This window comes from Amycolatopsis circi (assembly GCF_003385235.1).
In the GTDB taxonomy this organism is placed as follows: domain Bacteria; phylum Actinomycetota; class Actinomycetes; order Mycobacteriales; family Pseudonocardiaceae; genus Amycolatopsis; species Amycolatopsis circi.
This window is the reverse complement of sequence record NZ_PQIA01000016.1, coordinates 24863-48954: the sequence shown is the minus strand read 5'-3', so window position 1 is coordinate 48954 and position 24092 is coordinate 24863. Positions and strand designations below refer to the sequence as shown.

At 69.0% G+C, this 24092-nt stretch carries 28 protein-coding genes and 1 pseudogene; 12 read left to right on the top strand and 17 right to left on the bottom strand.

The features are described from left to right. Positions 1–4: 4 nt before the first annotated feature. The gene (locus D0D37_RS08965) at positions 5–283 is read left to right on the top strand and encodes a hypothetical protein (protein ID WP_116200073.1); all 279 of its coding nucleotides are present in this window, start codon (positions 5–7) and stop codon (positions 281–283) included. Here the strand turns inward: D0D37_RS08965 and D0D37_RS08960 are convergent. After that, positions 280–885, bottom strand: a complete 606-nt coding sequence (locus D0D37_RS08960; protein WP_116200072.1) for a TetR/AcrR family transcriptional regulator — start codon at positions 883–885, stop codon at positions 280–282. The two genes, D0D37_RS08965 and D0D37_RS08960, sit on opposite strands and share 4 nt — an antisense overlap. Before the next feature lie 89 nt (positions 886–974). On the opposite strand from D0D37_RS08960, the gene D0D37_RS08955 reads away from it, so the two are divergent. Next, complete coding sequence (locus D0D37_RS08955; RefSeq protein WP_116200071.1) at positions 975–1445, top strand: nitroreductase/quinone reductase family protein; 471 nt, start codon at positions 975–977, stop codon at positions 1443–1445. A 70-nt stretch (positions 1446–1515) separates the two neighbouring features. Here the strand turns inward: D0D37_RS08955 and ispG are convergent, their stop codons facing one another. From ispG to dxr, 3 genes and pseudogenes are all read right to left on the bottom strand, one after another. Next, on the bottom strand, positions 1516–2667 hold the full coding sequence (ispG, locus tag D0D37_RS08950; RefSeq protein ID WP_162834129.1) for a flavodoxin-dependent (E)-4-hydroxy-3-methylbut-2-enyl-diphosphate synthase: 1152 nt from the start codon (positions 2665–2667) through the stop codon (positions 1516–1518). A 118-nt stretch (positions 2668–2785) separates the two neighbouring features. Beyond that, positions 2786–3988 (bottom strand): annotated as a pseudogene (locus D0D37_RS08945) (M50 family metallopeptidase). Positions 3989–4193: 205 nt separating this feature from the next. Next, positions 4194–5390, bottom strand: coding sequence for a 1-deoxy-D-xylulose-5-phosphate reductoisomerase (gene dxr / locus D0D37_RS08940; protein ID WP_116200069.1), 1197 nt, complete (start codon positions 5388–5390; stop codon positions 4194–4196). A gap of 93 nt (positions 5391–5483) precedes the next feature. On the opposite strand from dxr, the gene D0D37_RS08935 reads away from it, so the two are divergent. Then, positions 5484–5738, top strand: coding sequence for a DUF2631 domain-containing protein (locus D0D37_RS08935; RefSeq protein ID WP_067591018.1), 255 nt, complete (start codon positions 5484–5486; stop codon positions 5736–5738). A 51-nt stretch (positions 5739–5789) separates the two neighbouring features. Next, positions 5790–6461, top strand: a complete 672-nt coding sequence (locus D0D37_RS08930; protein ID WP_116200068.1) for a peptidylprolyl isomerase — start codon at positions 5790–5792, stop codon at positions 6459–6461. Between the two features lie 97 nt (positions 6462–6558). On the opposite strand, the gene D0D37_RS08925 is transcribed toward D0D37_RS08930, so the two are convergent. Then, on the bottom strand, positions 6559–7053 hold the full coding sequence (locus tag D0D37_RS08925; RefSeq protein WP_116200067.1) for a HEAT repeat domain-containing protein: 495 nt from the start codon (positions 7051–7053) through the stop codon (positions 6559–6561). A 53-nt stretch (positions 7054–7106) separates the two neighbouring features. Continuing rightward, positions 7107–7712, bottom strand: a complete 606-nt coding sequence (locus D0D37_RS08920) for a TetR/AcrR family transcriptional regulator (protein ID WP_116200066.1) — start codon at positions 7710–7712, stop codon at positions 7107–7109. 65 nt (positions 7713–7777) lie between these two features. Between D0D37_RS08920 and D0D37_RS08915 the strand changes: the two genes are divergently transcribed. The 3 genes from D0D37_RS08915 (at position 7778) to D0D37_RS08905 (ending at position 10223) form a co-directional block, all read left to right on the top strand. Continuing rightward, entirely contained in the window at positions 7778–8371 is a 594-nt protein-coding gene (locus D0D37_RS08915; RefSeq protein ID WP_116200065.1) for an NADPH-dependent FMN reductase, read from the top strand. Continuing rightward, positions 8368–9741, top strand: coding sequence for a DHA2 family efflux MFS transporter permease subunit (locus tag D0D37_RS08910; RefSeq protein WP_116200064.1), 1374 nt, complete (start codon positions 8368–8370; stop codon positions 9739–9741). Before D0D37_RS08915 ends, D0D37_RS08910 begins: the two co-directional genes overlap by 4 nt. A 296-nt stretch (positions 9742–10037) precedes the next feature. Continuing rightward, entirely contained in the window at positions 10038–10223 is a 186-nt protein-coding gene (locus tag D0D37_RS08905) for a DUF1737 domain-containing protein (RefSeq protein ID WP_116200110.1), read from the top strand. A 38-nt stretch (positions 10224–10261) separates the two neighbouring features. Here the strand turns inward: D0D37_RS08905 and D0D37_RS08900 are convergent, their stop codons facing one another. Then, positions 10262–12028 carry an MFS transporter gene (locus D0D37_RS08900; RefSeq protein WP_116200063.1) on the bottom strand — a complete coding sequence of 589 codons (1767 nt, stop codon included), beginning with the start codon at positions 12026–12028 and terminating at the stop codon, positions 10262–10264. A 146-nt stretch (positions 12029–12174) separates the two neighbouring features. Then, a complete protein-coding gene (locus D0D37_RS08895) occupies positions 12175–13548 on the bottom strand; it encodes an FAD-binding oxidoreductase (protein WP_116200062.1) in 1374 nt (457 codons plus the stop codon). Positions 13549–13648: 100 nt separating this feature from the next. Between D0D37_RS08895 and D0D37_RS08890 the strand changes: the two genes are divergently transcribed. Both D0D37_RS08890 and D0D37_RS08885 read left to right on the top strand, forming a co-directional pair. Next, a complete protein-coding gene (locus D0D37_RS08890; protein ID WP_116200061.1) occupies positions 13649–13891 on the top strand; it encodes a hypothetical protein in 243 nt (80 codons plus the stop codon). A 42-nt stretch (positions 13892–13933) separates the two neighbouring features. Then, positions 13934–14428 carry a MarR family transcriptional regulator gene (locus D0D37_RS08885; RefSeq protein WP_116200060.1) on the top strand — a complete coding sequence of 165 codons (495 nt, stop codon included), beginning with the start codon at positions 13934–13936 and terminating at the stop codon, positions 14426–14428. A gap of 57 nt (positions 14429–14485) precedes the next feature. On the opposite strand, the gene D0D37_RS08880 is transcribed toward D0D37_RS08885, so the two are convergent. From D0D37_RS08880 to D0D37_RS08840, 9 genes are all read right to left on the bottom strand, one after another. Next, positions 14486–15067 carry a class F sortase gene (locus tag D0D37_RS08880; protein WP_116200059.1) on the bottom strand — a complete coding sequence of 194 codons (582 nt, stop codon included), beginning with the start codon at positions 15065–15067 and terminating at the stop codon, positions 14486–14488. Then, positions 15064–15891, bottom strand: a complete 828-nt coding sequence (locus D0D37_RS08875) for a choice-of-anchor P family protein (protein ID WP_116200058.1) — start codon at positions 15889–15891, stop codon at positions 15064–15066. The genes D0D37_RS08880 and D0D37_RS08875 overlap by 4 nt, the downstream gene beginning before the upstream one ends. Positions 15892–16431: 540 nt before the next feature. Further along, positions 16432–16749 carry an NBR1-Ig-like domain-containing protein gene (locus D0D37_RS08870; protein WP_116200057.1) on the bottom strand — a complete coding sequence of 106 codons (318 nt, stop codon included), beginning with the start codon at positions 16747–16749 and terminating at the stop codon, positions 16432–16434. Between the two features lie 791 nt (positions 16750–17540). Continuing rightward, positions 17541–17912 carry a hypothetical protein gene (locus tag D0D37_RS08865; protein ID WP_116200056.1) on the bottom strand — a complete coding sequence of 124 codons (372 nt, stop codon included), beginning with the start codon at positions 17910–17912 and terminating at the stop codon, positions 17541–17543. A 148-nt stretch (positions 17913–18060) separates the two neighbouring features. Beyond that, the gene (locus D0D37_RS08860; RefSeq protein ID WP_116200055.1) at positions 18061–18291 is read right to left on the bottom strand and encodes a hypothetical protein; all 231 of its coding nucleotides are present in this window, start codon (positions 18289–18291) and stop codon (positions 18061–18063) included. Positions 18292–18318: 27 nt separating this feature from the next. Further along, entirely contained in the window at positions 18319–18777 is a 459-nt protein-coding gene (locus tag D0D37_RS08855) for a GreA/GreB family elongation factor (protein ID WP_116200054.1), read from the bottom strand. An 88-nt stretch (positions 18778–18865) separates the two neighbouring features. After that, positions 18866–19045: a hypothetical protein gene (locus tag D0D37_RS08850; protein WP_116200053.1), complete on the bottom strand. Its 180-nt coding sequence runs from the start codon at positions 19043–19045 to the stop codon at positions 18866–18868. Between the two features lie 7 nt (positions 19046–19052). Then, positions 19053–20315 (bottom strand): NAD(P)/FAD-dependent oxidoreductase, encoded by a 1263-nt coding sequence (locus tag D0D37_RS08845; protein ID WP_116200052.1) that lies wholly within the window; start codon positions 20313–20315, stop codon positions 19053–19055. Positions 20316–20433: 118 nt separating this feature from the next. Then, complete coding sequence (locus D0D37_RS08840) at positions 20434–21960, bottom strand: PucR family transcriptional regulator (RefSeq protein WP_116200051.1); 1527 nt, start codon at positions 21958–21960, stop codon at positions 20434–20436. A gap of 49 nt (positions 21961–22009) precedes the next feature. Between D0D37_RS08840 and D0D37_RS08835 the strand changes: the two genes are divergently transcribed. The 3 genes from D0D37_RS08835 to D0D37_RS08825 all read left to right on the top strand — a co-directional run bounded on the left by D0D37_RS08835 (position 22010) and on the right by D0D37_RS08825 (position 24037). After that, positions 22010–22417: an MmcQ/YjbR family DNA-binding protein gene (locus D0D37_RS08835; RefSeq protein WP_116200050.1), complete on the top strand. Its 408-nt coding sequence runs from the start codon at positions 22010–22012 to the stop codon at positions 22415–22417. A 53-nt stretch (positions 22418–22470) separates the two neighbouring features. Then, positions 22471–23085 (top strand): VOC family protein, encoded by a 615-nt coding sequence (locus D0D37_RS08830; RefSeq protein WP_116200049.1) that lies wholly within the window; start codon positions 22471–22473, stop codon positions 23083–23085. A gap of 340 nt (positions 23086–23425) precedes the next feature. Next, positions 23426–24037 (top strand): TIGR03086 family metal-binding protein, encoded by a 612-nt coding sequence (locus D0D37_RS08825; RefSeq protein ID WP_116200048.1) that lies wholly within the window; start codon positions 23426–23428, stop codon positions 24035–24037. Positions 24038–24092 lie beyond the last annotated feature (55 nt).

The following is a 24092-nucleotide window of genomic DNA, read 5'->3' as shown; positions in this document are numbered from 1 at the left end:
CACAGTGTCGGACCCCTGGCTGCTCATCGAAGTGCTCGACGGAGAAGCCCCGGCGAGCGACTGGCGCCGCGCCTACTCCGACGCGTTGCTCAAAGCCGCGATCGCCGACCGCGCCGTGCGATGGTCGTGGCGGACGCACGAACGCGGCATCGCCTTCGAGATCGCCTTCAGGACCGAGGCCATCCGCGACGAATTCTGCGCCCAGCCTTCAGTGAAAGCGGCGCTCGAAGACGTGCCGGATCCGCGACACGGGCTCACCGTCACTCCCGGCGGTGGCGATTAGCTTTCCGGCAACGGCTCCCGATGCTCAGCCCGCAACCCGTCCAGCGAAACCAGCAGCAACCGGTTCCACATGTGCGGACGGCACTCGTCCGTGAACTGCGCCGCATACCCCAGAGAAATCAGCAGCAGCACCAAATCATCCGTAGTCACCCCAGGACGCAGCAACTCCGCCGCCCGAGCCCGCAGCTCCTCCAGAACCGCGCGCAGCTGCGGAATCCCCGTCGGATCGGGGTCCGTCCACGTCAGCGCGAAGCTCTCCATGATCGCCCGATGCCGAGCGCAGCCGGACAACGCCTGCCGATAGAAATCGGTCAGCGCCGCCCACGGGTCCTCCGCCTCGATGGCGGCCTGGCGCGCGGCTTCGGCCCACCGGGAGAAATCCTGGTCCAGGACCGTCCGGACTAGGTCTTCCTTCTTCGGAAAATGCCGGTACAGCGTGCCCATGCCGACCCCGCTGCGCCGGGCGATCTCCCGGACGTCGACGGCGGCTCCCTGCTCCGCCATCACCTCGGCGGCGGCTTCGACGATCGCCTCCCGGTTGCGGATGGCGTCCGCGCGCAGGGCGCGCCGGCGAGTGGGGGTGTGCGGTTCAGCCACGGCCATGCGCCGAGCATACTCGCTTACCCGGAGCACGTGCTCCACCTAGTGTGCTAGCTTGCGGAGCAAGTGCTCCGCCTAGTGAAGGAGATGTCGTGTCCACCCTCGATGACTGGAATGTCCGGATCCGCGCCGAATTCCGGGAGAACGCCGGATATGTCGCGTGGAGCAGTCCGGAAGAACTCGCGCAAGGCCGCCCGGTACCGCCGTATATGCCGGGATTTCCGGAAAAGGGGATGCCGCTGATTCTCGTGCACCACGTCGGAGCCAAGACCGGGAAAGCGCGGATCAGCCCGCTGTTCTACCAGCCGGTCGGCGACAACTGGGCCGTCTTCGGGACGCACGGCGGCAGTCCGCACGACCCCGCGTGGTACCGCAATCTCCGGGCCAATCCGCGGACCGTCGTCGAGGCGGGCGCGGGAGAAATCCCGGTCGAAGCACGGCTCGCCGCCGGGGAGGAACGCGCCAGGATCTGGGCGGCGCAGATCGCGCTGGTCCCGAAATTCGCCGAGTTCGAGGCCGCCTCCGGTCGGCAGATCCCCGTCGTTCTCCTGGAGCGAGTCTGACCCCGGAAAGCCGTGAAGGGCTCCTTGAGGGAATCTGATTCCCTCAAGGAGCCCTTCACGGACCGAAAACTCAGCCGACGGTGACGCTCGGCGCGCCCTCGCCGATCGACTCGCCGGATTCCTCGGCGATCCGCATGGCCTCTTCGATCAGGGTCTCCACGATCGCGTGCTCCGGCACGGTCTTGATGACCTCGCCCTTCACGAAGATCTGGCCCTTGCCGTTGCCGGACGCGACGCCGAGGTCGGCTTCGCGCGCCTCGCCCGGACCGTTCACGACGCAGCCCATCACCGCGACGCGCAGCGGGATCTCCATTCCCTCCAGCCCGGCGGTGACCTGGTCGGCGAGGGTGTAGACGTCCACCTGCGCCCGCCCGCACGACGGGCACGACACGATCTCCAGCTTCCGCTGCTTGAGGTTCAGCGACTGGAGGATCTGGATGCCGACCTTGACCTCCTCCACCGGCGGCGCGGACAGCGACACCCGGATGGTGTCGCCGATGCCCTGGCGCAGCAGCGCGCCGAACGCGACGGCGGACTTGATCGTGCCCTGGAACGCGGGCCCGGCCTCGGTGACGCCGAGGTGCAGCGGGTAGTCGCACTGCTCGGCGAGCAGTTCGTAAGCGCGCACCATCACGACCGGGTCGTTGTGCTTGACCGAGATCTTGATGTCGTGGAAATCGTGCTCGGCGAACAGCGACGCCTCCCACATCGCCGATTCGGCGAGCGCTTCCGGAGTGGCCTTGCCGTGCTTCTCGAGCAGCCGCTTGTCGAGCGACCCGGCGTTGACGCCGATCCGGATCGGCGTGCCGTGGTCCTTCGCGGCCTGCGCGATTTCCTTGACCTGGTCGTCGAACTTGCGGATGTTGCCCGGGTTCACCCGCACCGCGGCACAGCCTGCCTCGATCGCGGCGAACACGTACTTGGGCTGGAAATGGATGTCGGCGATCACCGGGATCTGCGACTTCTTCGCGATCGCGGGCAGCGCCTCGGCGTCGTCGGCCGACGGGCACGCCACGCGCACGATGTCGCAGCCGGCCGCGGTCAGTTCGGCGATCTGCTGCAGGGTGGCGTTGACGTCGGAGGTCAGCGTCGTGGTCATCGACTGCACCGAGATCGGGTGGTCGCTGCCGACACCCACCGACCCCACCATCAGCTGGCGGGTCTTGCGACGCTCGGCGAGGACGGGCGGGGGCAGAGCGGGCATACCTAACGCGACGGTCACGCTTCCAGCGTACCCACCCCACCCGGGCGCGTTTCAACGAAGTCAGCCGACGCGGTGAGCAGCGTTACCCCCGGTCGGGCGGCCGGGGACGCATGCGTGACCCGGCCGGTGCGCGCGGTTACTGCAGGCGGATCGGATTGACGATGTCGGCCGTCACCGTGAGCAGCGTGACGCCGCCGCCGATCACCACCAGCACCATCGTGATCGCGGACAGCTTCGTGTAGTCGACCGGGCCGCCCGCGGGTTTGCCGCGCAGTCCGCGCAGCCAGTCGCGGACGCGTTCGTACCAGACGATCGCGATGTGCCCGCCGTCCATCGGCAGCAGCGGCAGCAGGTTGAACACGCCGATGAAGAAGTTCAGGCTGGCCAGCAGCAGCAGGAAGACCTGCCACAGCCCGGCCTCGACCGCCTCGCCGCCGAGCCTGCTCGCGCCGACGACGCTGACCGGGGTGTCCGGGTCGCGCTCGCCGCCGAAGATCGAGTTGAAGACCGCCGGGATGCGCTTCGGGAAGGCCATCAGCCCGTCCTACGTGCGGGCGAACATGTCGCCGGTGAACGACGCCGCGCCGCCGAACGCGCCGAGCGGGCTGTACTGGATGCTCCGCGCGACGCCGACGCCGACCGCGCCCACCGATTCGGTGCCGCCGTTCGCCGCGGGCCGGGTCACCTTCGGCACGTCGACGACGAACGTCTCCTGCTTCCCGCCGCGCTCCACGACCACCGGGACCGGCCCGGAGACCGCCTTGACCTGGGTCACCATCTCGGTCCAGGTCGGGGTCGCCTTGCCCGCCACCGAGACCACGACGTCGCCGGGCAGCAGGCCCGCCTTCTTCGCCGGGGCCGGGTCGCCGGGCTGGCAGACCGGGTTGTTCACCTGGTCGACCGTGGTGCCGCCGCGCACGCAGTCGGAGATGGTCGAGACGATCGGCTTCTGGTCCACGTTCGGCAGGCCCATGGTCGCGGCCATGACGAACAGCACGATGAAGCCGAGCAGGAAGTGCGTGATGGAACCGGCCGACATCACGACGGTCCGCTTCCACGTCTTGAACCGCCACATCGCGCGCGGCGCCTCTTCCGGGGTGACCTCGTCGAGCGCGGTCATGCCGGCGATGTCGCAGAAGCCGCCGAGCGGGATCGCCTTGAGGCCGTACTCGGTCTCGCCGCGCCGGAAGGAGAACACCGTCGGCCCGAAGCCGACGAAGTACCGGCGGACCCGCATGCCGAACATCCGGGCGGTGACCATGTGGCCCGCTTCGTGCAAGGCGACCGAAACACAGATCGCGAGCGCGAAGAGCACCACGCCGATCACATAGGCAAGCACGGGCCCTGCACCTCACCCCTCAGCCGCGACCCGCGATGCGGTGGCGGCAGGTTTCGTCGTCTTCCACGGCTTCAGCTCAAGCGGTGAGACCACCCGACAAGTTACGGGTTCAAGTATCCGCCGCCAGCGTGAAACCAGTGTTGCATCGACCGAGGCGGCTTCGCGCACCGCGGTCCCGGCTCTTCAGGTCCGTGAGGGAAGGCGCTCACCCCAGCAGCTCGGCGGCCCGGACGCGGGCCCACTGCTCGGCGGCCAGCACGTCCGCGACGTCGCGGGGTTCGCGCCGCCAGTCGTCCGCGTCGGAGACCACCTGCGAGACGGTGTCCACAATCGACAGGAACCCGGCCTTGCCAGCCAGGAACGCGGCCACCGATTCCTCGTTCGCCGCGTTGAAAACCGCGGGCAGGCAGCCGCCCGCGGTACCCGCTTCGCGAGCCAGCTCGACGGCCGGGAACGCCTCGTTGTCGACCGGCTCGAAGGTCCAGCTCGCCGCGGTGTCCCAGGAGCACGCGGCGGCTGCGCCGGGCACGCGGTGCGGCCAGTTCAGCGCCAGCGCGATCGGCAGCCGCATGTCCGGCGGGCTCGCCTGGGCGATGGTGGAGCCGTCGGCGAAGGTGACCATCGAGTGCACGATCGACTGCGGGTGCACCGTCACGTCGATCCGCGCGGGTTCGATGCCGAACAGCAGAGACGCCTCGATCAGCTCCAGGCCCTTGTTCACGAGCGTGGCCGAGTTGATGGTGATCAGCCGCCCCATCGACCAGGTCGGATGCGCCATCGCCTGCTCGACGGTGACCTCGCCGAGGTCCGCGCGCTTCTTTCCCCGGAACGGGCCGCCGGACGCGGTGAGCACGAGCCGCGCGACTTCGTTGTCCTCGCCGGACCGCAGCGCCTGCGCCATCGCTGAATGCTCGGAGTCGACCGGCACCAGCTGTCCCGGCTTCGCCGCGGCGAGCACTAGCGGCCCGCCCGCGATGAGGGATTCCTTGTTGGCCAGCGCGAGCGTCGCGCCGGTGGCCAACGCGCGCAGCGTCGGGTCAAGGCCCTGCGAACCGGGCACCGCGTTGAGCACGACGTCGACCGGCACCGAATCGATCAGCTCGCCGACCGCGTCGGCGCCGGCGAGGATGCGCGGCAGGCGGAACTCGCCCTTGGCGTACCCCCTGCGCTGCGCCTCGGCGTACAGCGCGAGCTGCACGTCTTCGACCGCCGTGGGCTTCGTCACGGCGATGGCCGCTACTTCGTGCGCGATCGCTTGCTCGGCGAGCATCGCCGGATCGGAACCGCCGGCGGCGAGGCCGGCGATCGTGAACAAATGCGGGTTACGTGCGGCGACGTCGAGCGCCTGGGTCCCGACCGACCCGGTGGAGCCCAGCACGAGGACGCTTCGCGAAGTAGTCATCAGCAAGCATTATGGCCCGGGTCGTGTCCGCGCGGCGGCCAGCGGTGTGGGATCATGCGAGCGCACAATGTCAGGCGGTTTGAAGGAGTGGTCGTGGCAGGCAAGGCGGTCGAGAAGCGCCCCGAGGTCGACCCGCGCGACGAGCCGTCGGCGGAGTGGGGCTGGCACGGCTCGTTCCCGAAGGCCACCCGCATCGCGGGCTGGCTGTCCGCGGTCATCCTGCTGCTGATGATCAAGGGCAACCACGAGAACAACACCGAGAACGTGTGGCTCGTCGGACTGGCCGCGTTCATCGTCCTGCTCCTGCTGCTCGACCTGCGCAAGAGCCGCACCGCCTGGCGCAAGTAAGTCCTCGCGGGCCTGGCGCCGGAGACGTCGGATTCGCTAGTTTCCGGGCCCATGAAGCCACGCTGGGCCGCGCTCGCGGCCGCCGTCATCGCCGGTCTTTCCCTGTGCACCGCGGCCCCCGCCAGCGCTGCCCCCGCGGTGAAGCCGCCGGTAGTGAAATGCACCTTCACGCCGACGCCGGAGAACCCGGCGGCGCGTCCCGTGCTGCGCCCGCTGCCGTTCGCGCTCACCCGCGGGACGATCGACGTCACCTTCCACTACAACTACGGCCCGGTCACCGTCCGCCTCAACGCCGGCGGAGCGGCCCCGTGCGCCGTCGCGAACATGGCGAGCCTGGTGCTGCAGCACTTCTACGACCGCTCGCAGTGCTGGCGGCTGACGAACTCCGCGCGCCTCGGCGTCCTGCAGTGCGGCGACCTCTACGAGGTCGAAAAGGGCGGCCCCGGCTACAAGTTCCCGGACGAGGTCACCGGGGCGGAGACCTACGAGCGCGGCACCGTCGCGATGGGCAACCAGGGTCCGGGGACGAACGGGTCGGAGTTCTTCATCGTGCACTCGTTCGCGCACATCCCGGCGAACTACTCGGTGCTGGGGCACGTCGTGCGCGGCATGGACGTACTGGACCGGATCGTGGCGGCTGGGATCATCCCTAGCGAACGCGGCCCCCTCGACGGTCTCCCGGCCAAGCCGGTCAAGATCGAACGAGTCACGTTCGGGGTTTGAGCGTTCTTTGGCGGACTTTGTTCGCCGAGTAGCCGGAACGACGGTACGGATGATTTCTGCGTACCGCCGTTCCGCTGTTTCGCTGTTTCGACGCCGGTCAGCCGTTCGCGCGCCTCGCCAGAACCCGCCTCGCGATCTCGCGGACACGCTCCCTGTCGTCGTCCCGCACCGACTCGATCACCCGCCACGCCGCGTCGTCATCGATCGCCAGAAGCACGTCGAGCGCCTTGAACGCAAGGTCATGAAATTCGTCCCAGTCCTGCCGCCAGTGCAACGCCCGTTCGACCGCGGGCACCGACGAAGGATCCTTGATGTCACGCAGGTACTCGAGCACGTCCTCCGGATGGACACCCCCGTCACGCAGATCCAACGCCTCGGCGAACACCGGCACATACTGGGTCGAGGGGCATTGTCCGGCCAGGAAAAGATAGGTCTGGAACCACCACCAGTCGGAGCGGGCCAGATTTTCCCGCAACCCGCGAGTGATCAGCTCCTCGACGCGGGGAGTTTCCGCCAGGAAACTGAGGTCGCTCCGGCGTCCGGGATCAGTCGCGCGCACGAATTCGTCGAACTTCGTGAAATCCTGGTTCATGGCAATGCGTCCCCCTCGTTCCGCGGTCTGTCTATCGGTGAAGATCCGCTCGGTCAGCTTCGGCTGGTGACCCCGGGCGCGTAAGCGCGCAGGAACACGCCGACGCCGGACCGGATCACGGTTTCCCAGTCCTCCCCCGGTTCGGCCGCGGCGGCGCTGCCCGCGGTGAGCTGCACGAGGTGCACCGCGGCCAGCGAAGGGTCTTCCAGCTCGAAGTGGCCCTCCGCGGCGAGCCTGCGCAGATGCCCGGCCAGTGCCTGCCGCACGCGCGTCGGGCCGCGGTCCTTCCACGCCGCGACCGTTTCCGGGTCGATGTGGTCCAGGTCGGCCTGGATCTGCCGCACCAGCGCCCAGTGCGGTTCGGTCTCCGGGTCGCGTTTCGCCCACTGGAGGCCGAACTCGACGAGGTCGGCCTCCAGGTCGGCGATCCGGCCGAGCAGCTTGTCGGCGACCGCGATCTGGCGTTCGGCCACACGGTCTGAGCTGTCCAGGATCACCGCGCGGAAGAGTCCCGCCTTGTCGCCGTAGTGGTTGTAGATCGTCCGCGACGAGACTCCGGCCTCCGCCGCGAGCACGTCGATGCTGGCGCGCGAGTAGCCGTCCCGGGCGAAAACCCGCAGGGCGCCGTCGAGCAGAGCACGTTGTTTGTCCGTCCGCACCGGTTCAGTATGCCGAAGTACAACGGTCGTTGCAAAAACTACAACGACCGTTGTACCTTCGGGGCATGACTTCTTCGCTTCGCATCGCCGTCATCTCCGGCAGCACCCGCCCCGGCCGCCGGGCGACCCAGGTCGCCGAATGGACCCGCGCCCGCGCCGCCGCCTTCCTTGGCGACCGGGCCGAGGTGCGGGTGCTCGACCTCGCCGAGATCGACCTGCCGTTCCTGGACGAGCCGATGCCCGCCGCGATCGGCGGCTACCGCAACGACCACACCCAGCGCTGGGCCGAGCTGATCGACGGCTTCGACGGCTTCGTTTTCGTGACCCCCGAGTACAACCACTCCATGCCCGCGGCGCTCAAGAACGCCATCGACTTCCTGTTTTCCGAGTGGACCGACAAAGCCGCCGGTTTCGTCAGCTACGGAACCAACGGCGGCACGCGCGCGGTGGAACACCTGCGGCTCACGCTCGCCGAGGTGAAAATCGCCTGCGTGCGCTCGCAGGTCGCACTGGGATTGTTCACCGACTTCGTCATCCCGGACATGGCCGAGCCCGGCACTTTCGCCCCCGCCGACCATCACGAAGGCATCCTGACGCGGATGCTGGGCGAGCTTGTCGACTGGTCGACCGCGCTGCGCACGCTGCGGGTGTCGCAATGACCACCGTCGCCGCTCCCCTCGACCGCGCGACGTGGCGGATCTGCTGGATCATCGTGTTCGGCGCGTTCGCGAGCGGACTCGACGCGTCCGTCGTGACGATCGGCCTCGACTCGATCAGCAGTGACCTCGGCGCGGATCTCTCGGTGACGCAATGGGTCGCGAGCGGCTACTTGCTCGCGCTCGCGCTGTCGCTCCCCTTGACCGGATGGCTGGCACGACGCTTCGGCGCGGGCCGGGTGTGGCTTGTCGCACTGGCGGCCTTCACTGTGGCGTCCGGCTTGTGCGCGGTCGCGCCGGACGTCGTGCTGCTCATCGCTTTCCGGTTCCTGCAAGGACTGGCGGGCGGCATTCTCATCCCGGCCGGGCAAACCGTTCTGGGCCAACAGGTCGGCGCGGCGCGGCTGGGCCGGGTGATGGCGACGCTCGGGATCGCGGTGAGCGTCGCGCCCGCACTCGGCCCGCTCGCCGGCGGGCTGATCCTGCATGGGCTTTCGTGGCCGTGGCTGTTCGCGATCAACCTGCCGATCGGGGCGGTCGGCCTGTTCCTCGGTCTTCGATACGTTCCCCGCGGGACTCCGACGACCGCACATGGCATCGATTTCGTCGGCCTGGCCCTGATCGCCGCTGGGCTGCCCTTGGTCCTCTACACCGTCACGACCTGGGGCGACACCGGACGGCTTGAGTGGCCGATTCTGTTGCCTGGTCTGGCTTTGCTGGCGTGGTTCGTGATGCGGTGTCGTCGGCATCCGCATCCGCTGCTGGACTTTTCCTTGTACCGCAACCGGCTTTACCGGGCGGCGAGCCTGGCCGCCGCGTTCAACGGTGCGCTGATCTTCGGCAGCGGCATCGTGGTCACGCTGTATTTCCAGCTGGGCCGGCATCTGGATTTCATCGGCACCGGGCTGAGTTTGCTCGGCTTCGCTGGTGCCACAGCGGCGATCGCGCCGGTGACGGGGCGGGCGGTGGATCGGTATGGCGCCGCGCCGGTCGCGCTGGTGGGTGCGGTGCTGGCGGTGGTGAGCACGCTGCCGTTCGCGTTTCTGCCGGTGGACGCGCCTGGTGTGGTGGTGCAGGTTTTGCTTGCCGGGTATGGGGCTTCGGTGGCGCTGGTGAGCATGCCGATGGGGATCGCGGCGTACAAAACCGTTGAACCGTCACGGCTTCCCGATGCGGCCGCGCAGGTGACGATCCTGCTGCGAGTCGGCGGATCGCTCGGGGGTGCGGTGTTCGCGGTGCTGATTGCCGGACGGCTGCCGGATGCTGATGCGGCGTTCCGGCTGGGGTTTTCGGCGATCAGCGTGGGTGCGGTGGGGGCGTTGGGGACAGCTTGGCTGGTGGCCCGCGCTTCCCGTGAGAAGCCGCTACGCTGACGCGGCTAGGGAAGTCGTTCTTCCGTCAGGTGGAGATGCAGCTGCCGACGGATCCTCCGCTGGGCAAGTTCGACGTGTGGGACGCCCCTCGACGATTCCCTCTGGGAAGGTCTGCGCTGTCTCCCCAAGCACAAGCTGCTTCTGGTCTGGCCCGACAGCAAGGAGTTCGCCGTCGCCCTGGAGGTCCTGGAGCACATCGCCGACCTCCCGATGCCTCTGGAGAATTCGCCGGAGCAACGGAAATCCGTAGCGATCTTCGTAGCCACCACAGCGGCCAACCTGAAATCATGACCGCCATGAGCCAACCCCCAGACGGACTGCCCGCCTACCGAGTCCTCACCGGTCCCGACGACGCTGCGTTCTGCCGCCGGGTCAGCGAAGCCCTCGCGCTCGGCTATCGCCTGCATGAGGGGCCCGCGCTGACCTGCAACGGCGAGAACGTCATCGTTGCCCAAGCCGTGCTCTGGCCAGAGACCTCGTGAGTGGCAATCCCGGTTAGAACCGGGATTGCCACTCACGACTACCGGTCGCTCCGGGGAGAAACCAGCTCGCTGGGCCCACCGCCGGATTCCCCGGCCACCGCGGCCAGTTCCTCGCCCACCGACTCCGACGACTTCTTCGTGTCCTTCGTCAGCAGCGACGCCACGGCGCCGATCAGGCACACCACGATCGCGAAGCCGAACGCCACCGCGAGGCCGTCCTGGAACGGGCCCGAGATCAGGTTCGGGAAGAAGCTGCGTCCGGTCAGGAAGCTCGCCTGGTCCGCGGGCAGACTGCCCAGCTGGCCGCCCAGCAGCTGCTGGATCGGGTTGTACCCGAGGAAAGCCGCGAACAGCACCGCGACCGCCGGCAGGTGCGCGACCTGTTGTGCGGCCGCCTCGGGGACGCCGTGCTGGGTCAGGCCCTGCGACATCGCGATCGGCAGGTGGTCCGACAGACCGGCGATGATCAGGCTGAAGAAGAAGCCGATCGACAGCACCATCGCCGCGTTCTGGAAGGTCGTCATCATGCCCGCGCCGGAACCTCGCGCGTCGGCGGGCAGGCTGTTCATCACCTCGGCGCGGTTGGGCGAGGAGAACATGCCCATCCCGATGCCGTTGAGCAGCAGGATCCCGGCGAACGCCCAGTAGTTGAAGTTCACCGGGAGCAGGGTCAGCAGCAGGAAGGTGAGCGCGGTGATGACCAGGCCGCTGGAGGCGAGCAGGCGGCTGCCGATCCGGTCGGACAGGATGCCGGACGTCGGCGCGGCCACCAGGAAGCCGATGGTCAGCGGGAGCATGTAGATCCCGGCCCACAGCGGCGTCTGCTCGAAGGTGAAACCGTGCTGCGGCAACCAGATTCCCTGCAGCCAGATGATCAGCACGAACTGCAGCCCGCCGCGGCCGAGCGACGCGGTCAGGTTCGCCAGGTTGCCCCAGCTGAACGAGCGGATCCGGAACAGCGACAGCCGGAACAGCGGGTTGGGCACCTTCGTCTCGATCACGACGAACGCGAGCAGCACCGCGACGCCGCCGATCAGGCAGGACAGCACCATCGGGCTGCCCCAGCCGGTCTGCGAAGTCCCGTACGGCTGGATTCCGTAGGTGATGCCCACCAGCACCGCGATGAGGCCGACGGCGAAGGTGATGTTGCCCCACCAGTCCATTTTCGCGTGCTGGCGGACGCCGGTGTCGTGCAGTTTGAGGTACGCCCAGACGGTGCCGATGACGCCGAACGGCACCGACACCAGGAAGATCAGGTTCCAGTTCACCGGCGCGAGCACGCCGCCGACCACGAGGCCGAGGAACGAGCCCGCGATGGCCGCGACGCCGTTCATGCCGAGCGCGAGCCCGCGCTGGTTGGCCGGGAAAGCGTCGGTGAGGATGGCCGACGAGTTCGCCATCCGGAGCGCGCCGCCGACGCCCTGCACGATCCGCCAGCCGATCAGCCACAGCGCGGCCGCGTCGCCGTCGAACCAGGTGATCGCCAGCATGATCGAGGAAACGGTGAACACGGCGAAGCCGAGGTTGTACATCCTCGCCCGGCCGTACATGTCGCCGAGCCTGCCGAACGCCACCACCAGCACCGCGGTGACCACGAGGAAGCCCATGATCATCCACAGCAGATAGCTCGTGTTCGACGGCTCCAGCGGGTTGATGCCGATGCCCTTGAAGATGTCGGGCAGCGCGATCAGCACGATCGACGAGTTGATCGTCGCGATCAGCATCCCGAGCGTCGTGTTGGACAGCGCGATCCACTTGTACCGCGGACCGAGTTCCGCGATCGAATACGTCCTGCGCTCCGCCACTGTCGAAAACCCCTCTCCCAGCCGTTCCCTTAGCTAGGCTAAGCAAGTTGCTTGCGGTAGGCAACCAACAAAAGAAAACGACTGGGAGACAAGGGTCACAAACGGATGACTATCCTTTGTGGACTGTTTACTTTCACTCGGTCGAGTTACCGCTGTGCGGCACCTCCGACGACCTTTCCGGGATTGAGGATCCCGTGCGGGTCGAGGGCGTTCTTGACCGCGTGGTGCAGGTCGAGAACCGCTGGTCCCAGCTCTTTCTCCAGCCCGGGCCGCTTCAGCAGGCCTACGCCGTGCTCGCCGGTCACCGTGCCGCCGAGTTCGAGTGCGTCGGCGACGATGTCGTCGAACGCGGCCTGCGCGCGGCGCTGCGCGTCGTCGTCCCCGGTCGGCGTGATCAGCAGCGGATGCAGATTTCCGTCGCCGATATGCGCGATATTGGCGATTCGCGTGTCGTGCCGTTGCGCGGCCGAATCGATCCGGGCGAGCATTTCCGGCACCAGATGCGTCGGCACGCAGACGTCCTCGGTGAGCACCGGGCCGAGCCGTTCGAGCGCCGGGTACGCAAGCCGTCGCGCGGCGAACAACGCGTCCGCCTCGGCCTCGTCGGTCGACTGCGCGGCCCAGGTCGCGCCCGCCTTTTCGAAGCACTCCACCATCACCGCGGCCTCGTGCCCGCCCGGCACGTCGCTGCGGCCGAGCAGCACCACGTTCGCGTCGGCGGACAGGCCCATGTTCTTCCAGGCATCTACCGCGGCCAGGCAATGCCGGTCCACCAGTTCCAGCGCCGAGGGCACGATCCCGGCCGCGCGAATCGCCGCAGCCGCCTCCCCCGCCGCGACCGTCGAGTCGAAATACCCGGCGACGGTCGCCTCCGGCGCGCGCTTCGCCCGCAACCGCACGGTGATTTCGGTGATGACGCCGAGCGTTCCCTCCGACCCGACCATCAGCCCGGCGAGGTCGTACCCGGCCACGCCCTTCGCGGTACGGCGGCCGAGCCGGACGAGTTCGCCGGTGCCGGTGACGACCTGCAGCCCGAGCACGTAGTCGCGAGTGACGCCGTACTTCACGCAGCACACGCCGCCCGCGTTGGTCGCGACGTTGCCGCCGATCGTCGACCACGGCGAACTGGCCGGGTCCGGCGGATACCACAGCCCTTGTTCCGCACAGGCCGCGCGGAGATCGTCGTTGACCACGCCCGGTTCGACCACGGCGAGCCGTTCCACCGGGTCGACTTCCTTGATCGTGGTCATCCGGTCGGTCGCCAGGACAACGCATCCGGACAGCGCGTTCGCCCCGCCGGACAGCCCGGTTCCGGCGCCGCGCGGCACCACCGGCGTGCCGTGCTTGATGCACTGCCGCACGATCGCCTGCACCTCGTCCGCGGTGCGCGGGCGGACCAGGACCGCTGGCTCGCCATACGGGGCCCACTCCGCCTCGTCGTGCGCGAAGCTGCGCAGCACATCGGGGTCCTGCACGATCCGGTCGTCCGGCAGGACGGTGTGCAGGTCGTCGATCAGCATGGGGGCTCCCGCGTTGTTCCGGTCTGCTTTCCCTCGTCAGGTTAGGTCGAAATCCGGGCTGCTCGTTCGACGTATGGGCGAGAGCTTCGAGGAGGCAGCCATGAACACCACCGTCACCCGCCGCGGAATCTCGATGCTGCGTGCCGTCGCCGCCGGGCGCGGACGGCTGACCTGCAGCTGCGAACCGGATTTGTTCGTCGACGGCCTGCCCTGCAGCGACCAGTTCACCGCGCACGCGCTGGCGCACGCCGGGCTGCTGCGCGCGACGGAACCGGGGCGGGCCGGGCAACCGGTGCCCGCCGTGCTGACCCCGGCCGGGGAAGCGCTGCTCGCCGCCGCCTGACCCGGCTACGCTGACCAGCGGGAAAAGGGGAAGGCGGAGCAGATGGCTTCCGGAGCATCCGGGACGGACACGGCGCGGCGCAGGCGGCGCACCACGGTGGCCCTCAAGGAGTCGCTGCGCGAACTGCGCAATCAGCTGTCGCTGCTGAACCACCAGGTCGGCGGACGGCTGAAGCTCAAGGACGTCGACCTTGACTGCCTCGAACTGATCTCGTCCGCCGGACCGCTGAGCCCGAGCGCGCTCGCCCGCCGCGCGGGCCTGCACCCGGCGACCGTGACCGGCATCCTCGACCGTTTGCAGCGGGGCGGATGGGTGGTGCGCGAACGGGATCCCGACGCGGCCGACCGGCGCGCGGTCACCGTCCGGGCGGTGCCGGGGCGCACTCAAGAACTGTTCCGCGTGTACGGCGGCATGAACTCAGCCATGGACGACCTGTGCGCGGGCTACACCGAAGACGAACTCATGCTGATCGCCGGGTTCCTCCGCCGCACCGCCGAAGCGGGCCGGGCCGCGACCGAGGAACTCTCCGGGGAATGACAAAGGGCCCCGCCGCTTCGCCCGAGCGCGAAACGACGAGGCCCCGGTATCAGTCGCTCAGCTGTCGAGCGTGCCGTACACGATGATGTTGTCGAGATAGCTCTTCTTCTCGGCGTCGAACGCACCGCCGCAGGTGATCAAGCGGATCTGCGAGTCGGTGGTGTTGCCGTACACGGCTTCGGTGGGGAACGTCTTCTTCGCGATCTGGTCCACCTTGGTCACCGTGAACGAGGCCTTCGAGCCGTCCTTGCGCCCGATGAGGACCTTGTCGCCCTGCTTCATCTCGTGCAGCCGCCAGAAAATGCCCTTCTGGTGGTTGCCGTCGATGTGGCCGAGGACGACCGCCGGTCCGACCTGGCCCGGCTTGGGGCCGAAGTGGTACCAGCCCGCCTGCAGCGGCTGGTCGACCGGCGGCACCTGGACGGTCTTGTCGTCGTTGAGGCCGAGCGGCACCAGCGACGAATGCGCGTCGATGCTGGGAACGTCGAGCGAGACCGGGTCCGCGATCTGCTGCGCGGCCGCCGCGGAACTCGCCGGGGCCGCGGCGGGCGGGGTATCCGCCGAACCGCAGCCCAGCAGGGCGAAGTTCGCGACGAACGCCAGCAGGAGCGCGAAAAGCCCGAACCGGGAACGCGTCACTTGACGATCGCCGAGGCCAGCGAACCGTCACCGGTCTCCGGCGCGCCGACCGGCACGACGGTCACCTGGCCGGGGCCTTCGGCGGGCGGGGTGCCCGGCTTGCTCGGCTGGGTGCTCGGCGGCGTGGTGGGCGGGGTGGTCGGGTTGCCCGCGACCTTGGCGCAGGTGGCCGAGGCGAGCACGATGTCGCCCTTGCCGAGCGCGCCGGTGAGGTCGCCGCCGAGGAGCTTGATGTGCAGCGCGTTGACGGTGAGGCTGCCGTCGGAGTGCTTGATCTGCTCGTTGACGATCACCTGCACCACGCCGTCGATGCCGAGCTTCTGGTTCGGCTTGGTCGACACCGGGATCTTGCCGATCTTGCCGAGGTCGAGGCCGGCCAGCTCGGACGAGGCGGTGATGCCGTCCGGAGTGGACTTGCACTCGGAGCTGATCACGCGGGCCTTCGGGGTGGAACCGGCGAGCGGGGCGAGCACCGGGAGCGCGGCGTCGACGATCGAGGCCTTCGAGTCGACCGGGCCGTTGCTGCCGTCCTGCTTCGCCGAACTGCTGATGACCTTCGCCGTGACCAGGCCCTTCAGCGGCACGTTCACCACCTGCGCGGACTCCGGGCCCTCTGTCGAGGACGGGGCGATCTTGCCGGTGTCGACCGTGATCCCCTTGTCGCCGAGCACGCCGGGCAGCAGCGAGACCGAGGCGGACGCGCCGTAAGCCGAGCCGGCGGGCGACCCGGCGGCGAGCGCCGGCGGGGCGACGGCGGCGGCGAGCAGAGCCAGCGCGGGCACGGCGACCGCAACGGTCCGTCCGCGCAGCAGGGCAGAACGCATGAATTGTCCTTCCGAACATCAAGAATGAAGCCGCCGCACGGATCCCCGAATCCACGCGTGACCGAGCACAACTGTCGGTCCCTGGCAGAGCGCGACATTATCAAGACGCCCCGGAAACGCAAAGCAAGATCCGTCGCGCAGCGCGCCCGCCCGCCGGTTCCAGTGACCACAATTATCGCAATTTAACCACTAAAGAGTGATGTAACGCGGCCTCGCCGAAGCGGTTTTCTCACGCTGAGCTACCGGAACCGAGGCCCCGATGGCGGATTGCCCCTCGCTCCACCCGGAGGGGTGATCCTGCGAAGGGTTCGATTCGAACACCCGCCGTAATGTGACCGCTACCGCTTCCCGGCGGCCATTCCCCGTTCGCCAATTCGTCCCGCGACCGGAGCGGGCATCGGCGGAAAATGTCCACAATGGAATCAGCCGGAACGGAACGAGCGAACGGGAAAAAGGGTACGATTTTCTTGCCCGGGGCGGTGACCAGCGGCAACGCGCGATTGTGGACAGTCCGAAATGGACTCCGGACGCGTTCTCCGGCTACTCCACCGTGACAGTTACCTGGTAGAAAATCCCGGTCCGGTCCGGAAACACCAGCGCGCCGCGTTCGTCGACCATCTTCCACAGGACGTGGCAGACGCCGGTGCCGGTCGGCGTCACCGGGACGCTCACCTCGACCAGTTGCCCCGGCTCGGCGTCCGGGACCGGGACGCGCGGCGGGGACGGGCACAGCACGGTGGTGCCGCCCGCGATCTGGAGATAGCGGCTGCGCCACGGCACCGAGCCGGTGTTCTTCAGCCGCCAGATCTTCGTGAATGTCCGGCCGTAGCGGGCTTTCGCGCCGTCCGGGAAGGTCACGTCGCCGGAGAGGCCGTCGCCGCCGAAGCCGGACGAGTCGCCGGTGTAGCGGGTAGTGCGGGGCGGCGGCTTCCTTGTCGCGGGAGGACGGTGTGGCCAGGACTACGACCGCGGCGACGAGTCCGAGGACGACCAGCACGGTTGCCGCTACGACGATCGAACCCCAGCGGCGGGTCTTGGCCTGGGCGGGCTCTGCAGCCGGAGCGGCGAATGGCTGGGCGGGTTGACCCTCAACTGGAGCAGGGTCATCAACTGCGCTCCAGTCCCCTGCGCCGGGCGGATCGGCGTGCGCCGAGGTATCGAATTCCGGGTCCGGTGAATCAGTCGCCCCGTCCGCCGCAGGCTCGGCCCAATCCGGGTCCGACTGCCCTTCGACCGCCTCTTCCCAGCGCGCCAGCCACTCGCGCCGGACCGTCTCCTCGTCGCGGCCGAGGCCGGTCACCGCGAGGCTCCGGACGAACTCCCAGGTCGTCGGCCAGGACGGTGCACTGCGGCCGCGCGTGGCGGCCGACAGAGCTGATTTCGACGCCGCCGCGCCGAGTTCCGTGCGCATGCGGTCGTAGGACGGGTCGCCCGCTTCCCGCTTCAAGTCCAGCAGTTCGCAGGCGAAACGGGAAACGGGACCCGCGCCGGCGTCGGGCACGATGTGCTTGCGACCTCGGCGGGCCTGGGGCCGCCCGGCCGCGGGCTCGCTCATGACACCTCCAATGATCGACATCGACCCTTGGAGGTTGCCAGGCGGCCCGGGGCGGCGCAGCCCCGGGCCCGCCCGGCTGGTCAGCGACCTGGGCTCAGAGCTTGCAGCCCTTCTGAATCCGCGCGACCGAGTGGTCTGCGCCGATGTGGAACTTCTTCTTGCCGCTGGTGCCGCCGTTGGTGGTCATGCACTGGACGCTCAGCGCGCCGTCCATGTCCTTCAGCACGATGCCCGCGGACACCTTGTGCGAGCAGTGGTTGTTGAAGTACACGGTGACGTTCGTGACGCCGTCGCCCCAGGAGTAGTTGGACTTCGCTCCGGACGGCTTCGAGCACTTGATGCTCGCGGTGTGCTTGCCCTGCGCGCTCGCCGGAGCCGCGGTGTCCGCCGACGCGGCGGGCGCGGCGATCCCGGCGAGTGCGATCCCCAGCGCGGAGGCGGCCATCAGCGTCTTGCCGATCTTCATGGGTGTCCCCTCGGACGAAATGGAATGGAGTACAGCCGGGAAATCCCGGTGCACTCATCCCAGCGCGCCGCCCGTTTTGTCCTCAACCGCTGGCTGTCCACGGTCAATGCGGGGTGTTGTCCACGCAGGTCAGCGAATTGTCCACGGCTCAGTCAGCCGGGCCGCGCAGCGTCAGGACAACGCGTAAGACGTGTTCGACGGCCGACTCGAACATCGCGCCGCGGAGTTCGCCTCGCGTCTCGAGGTTGCGCGCGGCGAGGTCGAGCATCCGGTCCGGTCCGACGCGGCGGACAAGGAGCGCCGCGACCTCCTCGAGGTCGAGGCTCGGGTTGTCGAGCCGGGCGAGGGCGAACTCGATGATGAGCTCTTCGTCGGTCACCCTTCCCAGGGTAATCACGAAACGGCTTCAGTCGTGGTTCTGATAGCGCCCGTACGGATAGGCCTCGACCAGCGTGACGCGCACGACCGCCCCGCTGGGCACCTCGTACTCCCGCTGCTCCCCCGGCTTGGCGCCGTCCAGCGCACGCCCGAGCGGCGAGTCCGGCGAGTAGACCTCGAGGTCGGTGCCGACCTCGTCGCGAGCCGCGAGCAGGAACGTTTCGACCCCGCCGTCGTCGTAGCGGACGGTCAGGACCATGCCGGGTTCGGCGATCCCGTCGTCGGGCGGGTCCTCGCCGACGACGGCGTTCTGCAGCAGGTCCTGGAGCTGCCGGATCCGCGCCTGCCGGTGCTGCCTGCGGTCGAGCCGGTCGTGTTCGCCCGCGCCCTCGCCGAGTTCGGGTTCGCGCTGAAGGTCGGCGAGTTCCGCGGCAAGGCGGGCGTGTGCGTCGGCGGTCAGCCAGGGACGCGAAGAAGTAGTCGACATGAGGAGGTGCCTTTCGGAGGTCGTCCGTGGGGGCCGGGCAAGCAGGAGGCGTCCAGCCCCCACGGACTTTCGAGGAGTCCCGCGGCGGTCAGCGGGACTCGGGCCCGGTGCGGCGGTCGAGCACGCCGGCGTCGGCGGCGAACCAGCCGGCGGCTTTCACCAGGATGTCTCTTTCGGTGCGCAGCAAGGCATTCTCCGCGCGGAGGAACATCAGCTCGGCGTGCTCGTCGCCGGTCAGCGGCGGCGGACCGGCGGGTTCGGCGGACACTCCCGCGTCACCGCAGCGGGTCGAACGGGCGCAGCGCTTCCGGTTGCCTGCCGGTGGCGATCTGCTCGGCGAGCAGCTTTCCGGTGATCGCGCCGTGGGACAGGCCCCACATGCCGTGCCCGCCCGCGACGTACATCCCCGGGGCGCCGGTCTGGCCGATCACCGGCCGCCCGTCGGCGCTGACCGGGCGCGAGCCGACCCAGACGTCGGTGCGCTGGTCCCAGCGCAGGCCCTGGAGCAGCGGCCGGGCCGAGGCGATGATCGCGTCGACGCGGGCCGGGTACAGCGGGTCGTCCGGCTTGCGGAACTCCATCGTCCCGGCCACTCGCAGCCCGCCCTGGTACGGCGTGCACGCGACCCGGATGTCCGGCAGGTACATCGGGCTCGGCACCGGAACGTCGGTCGGGACGGTGAAGGAATACCCGCGTCCGGCGCGCACCGGGACGCGCACGCCCCACTTGCGCGCCAGGTCGCCCAGCCACGCGCCGGTGGCGAGCACGACCGCGTTGGCGTTGACGGTCCGCCCGTTCGCCGAGCGCACGGTGTACGCGTGGTCGTGCCGGTGGATCGCGGCGACCTCGAACCGGTGCCGGATCGTGCCGCCGCGGCTGACCACCGCGCGGGCGAGCGATTCGACGAACCGGCCGGGGTCGACGTACCGCTGGCCGTCGATCCGGATGCCGGCCCCGATCCGGTCAGTGACCTGCGGGAAGTGCTCGCGCAGTTCCGGTCCGGCGAGCTGGGTCCAGGACACCTTCTGCCCGGCGTCGCCGAGCCGGTCCAGTTCCTTGACCAGCGTTTGGGCCTTCGCGGACGTCTCGAACAGGGCGGTGATGGGCGCGTCGATGGTCGGCGCGTCCACACCGCTCGCGGTCAGGATGTCAAAGGCTTCAAGGCATTCCTCGTTGAACGGCAGGTTCGCGCGGACTGCCCGGTTCCAGGACCGGTGGGTGCAGTTCGCTGCGAAGCGGGCGAGGAACTGCCACAGGCGCGGGTCCGGGGTGGCCGGGACGTGCAGCGGCGCCTGCCGGTCAAGCAGGGTGCGCAGGCCGTAGCGGAGGACGGCGGGTTCGTTGAGCGGGATCGACAACCCGGGCGAGAGCCAGCCGGCGTTGCCCCAGGACGAGCCCGCCGCGATGCCCTCGCGGTCGACGACGGTCACCCGCACGCCGCGTTCCTGCAGGAACCAGGCGGTCGACAGTCCGACGATGCCCGCGCCGACCACGATCGCCGAACGCGGCCCGCCGTCCCTCCGGTCGAGATCGCCCATGTGTTCCTCCGCCAAAGCCGTGCCGCTGTTTGTGCTGGTGCGGCCAGGATGACCCGGATTCGGCGGGCGGTCTTTGTCGAGTTCGGCCAAACGGGGCGAGGCGGTTTGTCCGGAACGGTCAATCCTGCGGATCGGCCACGGCCAGCTCGATGATCATCGCCAGCCGTTTCGCGGGCAGGTCGAGCCGCAGCGGCGTCACGTCGGCCATCTTCCGCAGCCGGTAGCGGATGGTGTTGGGGTGCACGCCGAGCCGTTCGGCGGCTTCGGTGAGGTCGCCTTGGGTTTCGAGCCACGCGCGCAGGGTCGCGACGTAGCTGGTCGAATTGGCCGCGTCGTGCCTGGCCAGATCCGCGATCGGACCGCGCGCCGGGGCTCGTCCCGCTGCCGCGGCGGCGCGCAGGCGGAGGATCAGGATGTCGTCCCAGGACTCGTCGTACGCGACGGTCGCGCCGGGGTCCGGGCGGACGTCGTGCAGGGCGAGGCATTCGTCGGATTCCCGCCTGCTGGCTGGAAGTTCCGCGGTGGACGCGGGCGCGCCGATCCCCGCAGCGACCGTGACCTGCGCGGGCAACGCGTCGCGGATCCCGTCGATCCAGGCGCGGGCGGTCGCGACGTCTTCGCCGGGCAGAACGGTGTAGACGGTGTTGCTGAACAGCGTGCTCCGGCCCGGCCGCGACCAGCCGAAGCCGGTGGTCGCGCGCTCGAAGGCGAGCAGCAGCGCGGCGTGCCGTTCGTCGGCGATGTGCGCCTGGAGCGCGACCACGCGGAACCGGCCGGGCGGCAACCCGAGCCGGCTCAGCACGGCCGCCGCGTCCGGGGTGCCTTCCAGCAGCCGGATCACCAGGTCCGATTCGACTTGCCGTTCGAGGTCGGCGCTTGCTCGCGACCGCAGCAAATGCAGCCCGACTGTGCGGGAACTGTCGTGCAGGACGGTGCGCCGAACGTCCGACAGCGGCTCCTCGCACTCCACCCAGATCGACCCGAGCGACTCGCGCCCGGCCCGGACCGCGACCACCATGCGCCCGGTCAGCCCGTGCTCGGGATCGGCCTCGACGAACAACGGCTCGTCCGACTGGGCGAGGTGCGCGAAGACGCCGCGTCGCTCGAACAACTCGCGCACCTGGTCCGGCACTCGCCGCCCGAGGATCGTCTCCAGCCGCACCCGGTCCGCCCCCTGCTGGCGGCTGGAGTACGCGAGCACACGCGACAGTTGGTCCTCGATGGTGACCGCGCTGCCGAGCGCGTCGGCGAGGCTGTCGGCCAGCGCGAACAAGTCGGTCGGGCCGCGGCCGGATTCCGTCTCGCGGCCTTCGAGCACCAGGCCGTAGACGACGCCCGCGAGCTGTCCCCACGACACCTCCGGGTCGACGAGCAGCACCGCGACCCGGCCAGCGATCTCGTCCGGCCCCGGCGGTGTAGCTCCGCGCACCAGCACGACGGACGCGCGCGCCGCGGTCGCCCGTTCGACGGCTTCCCGCACCGATTCGACGCCCACCGCGAGGTAAACGTCGCCACGCAACCCGCGCGGGTCGGCGGGGTCGTCCATCACCACGTCCCGCAGCGCCACCTCGCGCGCGACGGGGCAGCAGCACAACCGCGCGCCGTACCCACCGAGGACGTTGACGAGCCGATCCAGCGTGACCATGCCCTGTTCATACCTGACGCCGTGCGGTTCGAGTCGTATCCTGCAGGTCATGCGGGCGCGGGTCGAGGACGTGCACGAACTGGCGCTGGGGATGCCCCACGTCACGGTGGTGCGCGGCTCGCGGGAGAACCCCGTCTACCAGGTCGGCGGCAAATCGTTCGTGTTCTTCCGGACGCCGCGGCCGGACGCCTTCGACCCGGAGACCGGCGAACGCTATCCGGACGTGATCGTGTTCTGGGTGCCGTCCGAATCGGACAAGCAGGCGCTGGTCCAAGACCCGGACAGCCCGTTCTTCACCACCCCGCACTTCGACGGCCACCTGTCGGTGCTGATCCGCGCCGCCCACCTCGGCTCGCTGACGCGGCAGGAGCTGACCGAGGTCGTCGAAGACGCCTGGCTGTCCCGAGCCTCACCGCGCCGGCGCGAAGCGTGGCTGGCCGGAGCGCGGGCCCGGTAAGCGATCAGGAATCAAGAAGCGTCGGGGCTGGTGCCGGACTTAGCGTTTACGGCATGACCTCCTTCGACTTTGTCACCCTGGACGTTCCCGATGTCGCCGCCGCCGAGCGCTTCTACACCGCCGCGTTCGATCTGGGCGACCGTCTCCGCTTCCGGCAGGCCGCCGCGCCGAGCACCGGTTTCCGCGGATTTACCTTGTCGCTCACCGTTTCCCAGCCCGCCAACGCGGTCGCTTACCTGGACGCCGCCCTCGCCGCGGGTGCCACTTCGCTGAAGCCGGCGGCCAAATCGCTGTGGGGTTTCGGCGGGGTGGTGCAGGCACCGGATGGTGCGATCTGGAAGGTCGCGACCTCCACGAAGAAGGACTCCGGCACCGGGGTTCGGGAATACGATCAGATGGTGCTGCTGCTGGGCGCGTCGGATGTGGCGGCGACCAAACAGTTCTACGTCTCGCACGGGCTCGCGGTGGGCAAGAGCTACGGGCGCAAGTACGTGGAATTCGAGACGAGCCCGATCAAGCTGGCGCTTTACGGCCGGAAGGCTTTGGCCAAAGACGCCGGAGTGCCGGAGGAGGGTTCGGGTTCGCACCTGCTGACCATCGGCGGGAACGCCGGGAAGATCACGGACCCGGACGGATTCGCTTGGGAGACTTCGGTTCTGGCCGGATGACGGGCCGGGTGGATCCGTCGAGACCCGCTCGACGGATCCGGCCCGCTAACCCGCTGGCTGGCGAAGTTCTTGAGCTGGACGAGGACTAGTTCGAACGCCGGGGCGCGGACTCCGTGGAACTTTTCGCCGTCCGACCAGCATTGCGCCCCCCTCGAAAACGTATCGCTCCATGAGACGCCCGGCGAAACCGGCGTCTTACAGGTCGACTTCGAGCGACCAGCCCGACGCCAAGTTTGCCGCCGACTCCGGCCTGGAGACCTCCGGGTTATCGAGCGTTCGACGAGCACCATGTCGGATTTGCGCCAGCGCAGGGCATCCCGGGCGCGAAAGACTGGCGCACATGATCAATGCCCTCGGCCGATTCCTTGCCGCCAGCACCGAATTCGACCAGCGCCTGCCGTCCGTCCGCCCCGACCAGTGGACGGCCGCGACCCCCTGCGCGGAATGGAACGTGCGCCAGCTCGTCAACCACATGGTCCGGGGAAATCTCAACTACGTCGACCTCTTGGCTGGCAGCACCCGTGCGGACTTCCTGCGCATGCGCGACGCCGACGCCCTGGGCAACGACCCACTCGCCGCATACACCGCGTCAGTGCAGCTAGTCGCAGATGCCTTCAGCCGTCCCGGCGCGCTAGACCAGGTGCTCGACTACCCGTTGGGCCAGGTAACCGGACATCAAGCGCTTGCCGTGCGCGCTACGGATTCCGCCATTCACGCCTGGGATCTCGCCCGTGCCCTTGGCGTCGACGACCGCCTCGACCCTGATCTGGTCGCGTGGATCAGCGACGACCTCGAAACGATCTATGCCGGACTGGCGGAATCCCCTGTCGCTGCCGACACTACGCACCGGTTCTTCGCCGCGCCGGGGACGACGATCAGCGACTCAATGTCCCGCCAGGACCGCTTGCTGCACCTGATGGGCCGAAACCCGCGGCAATTCAGCGAGCGGTGAGCCAGGGAGCGAGAAGCTTTCTCGATCGCGTCGTCGGACAGCGCCGCGGCTCCGC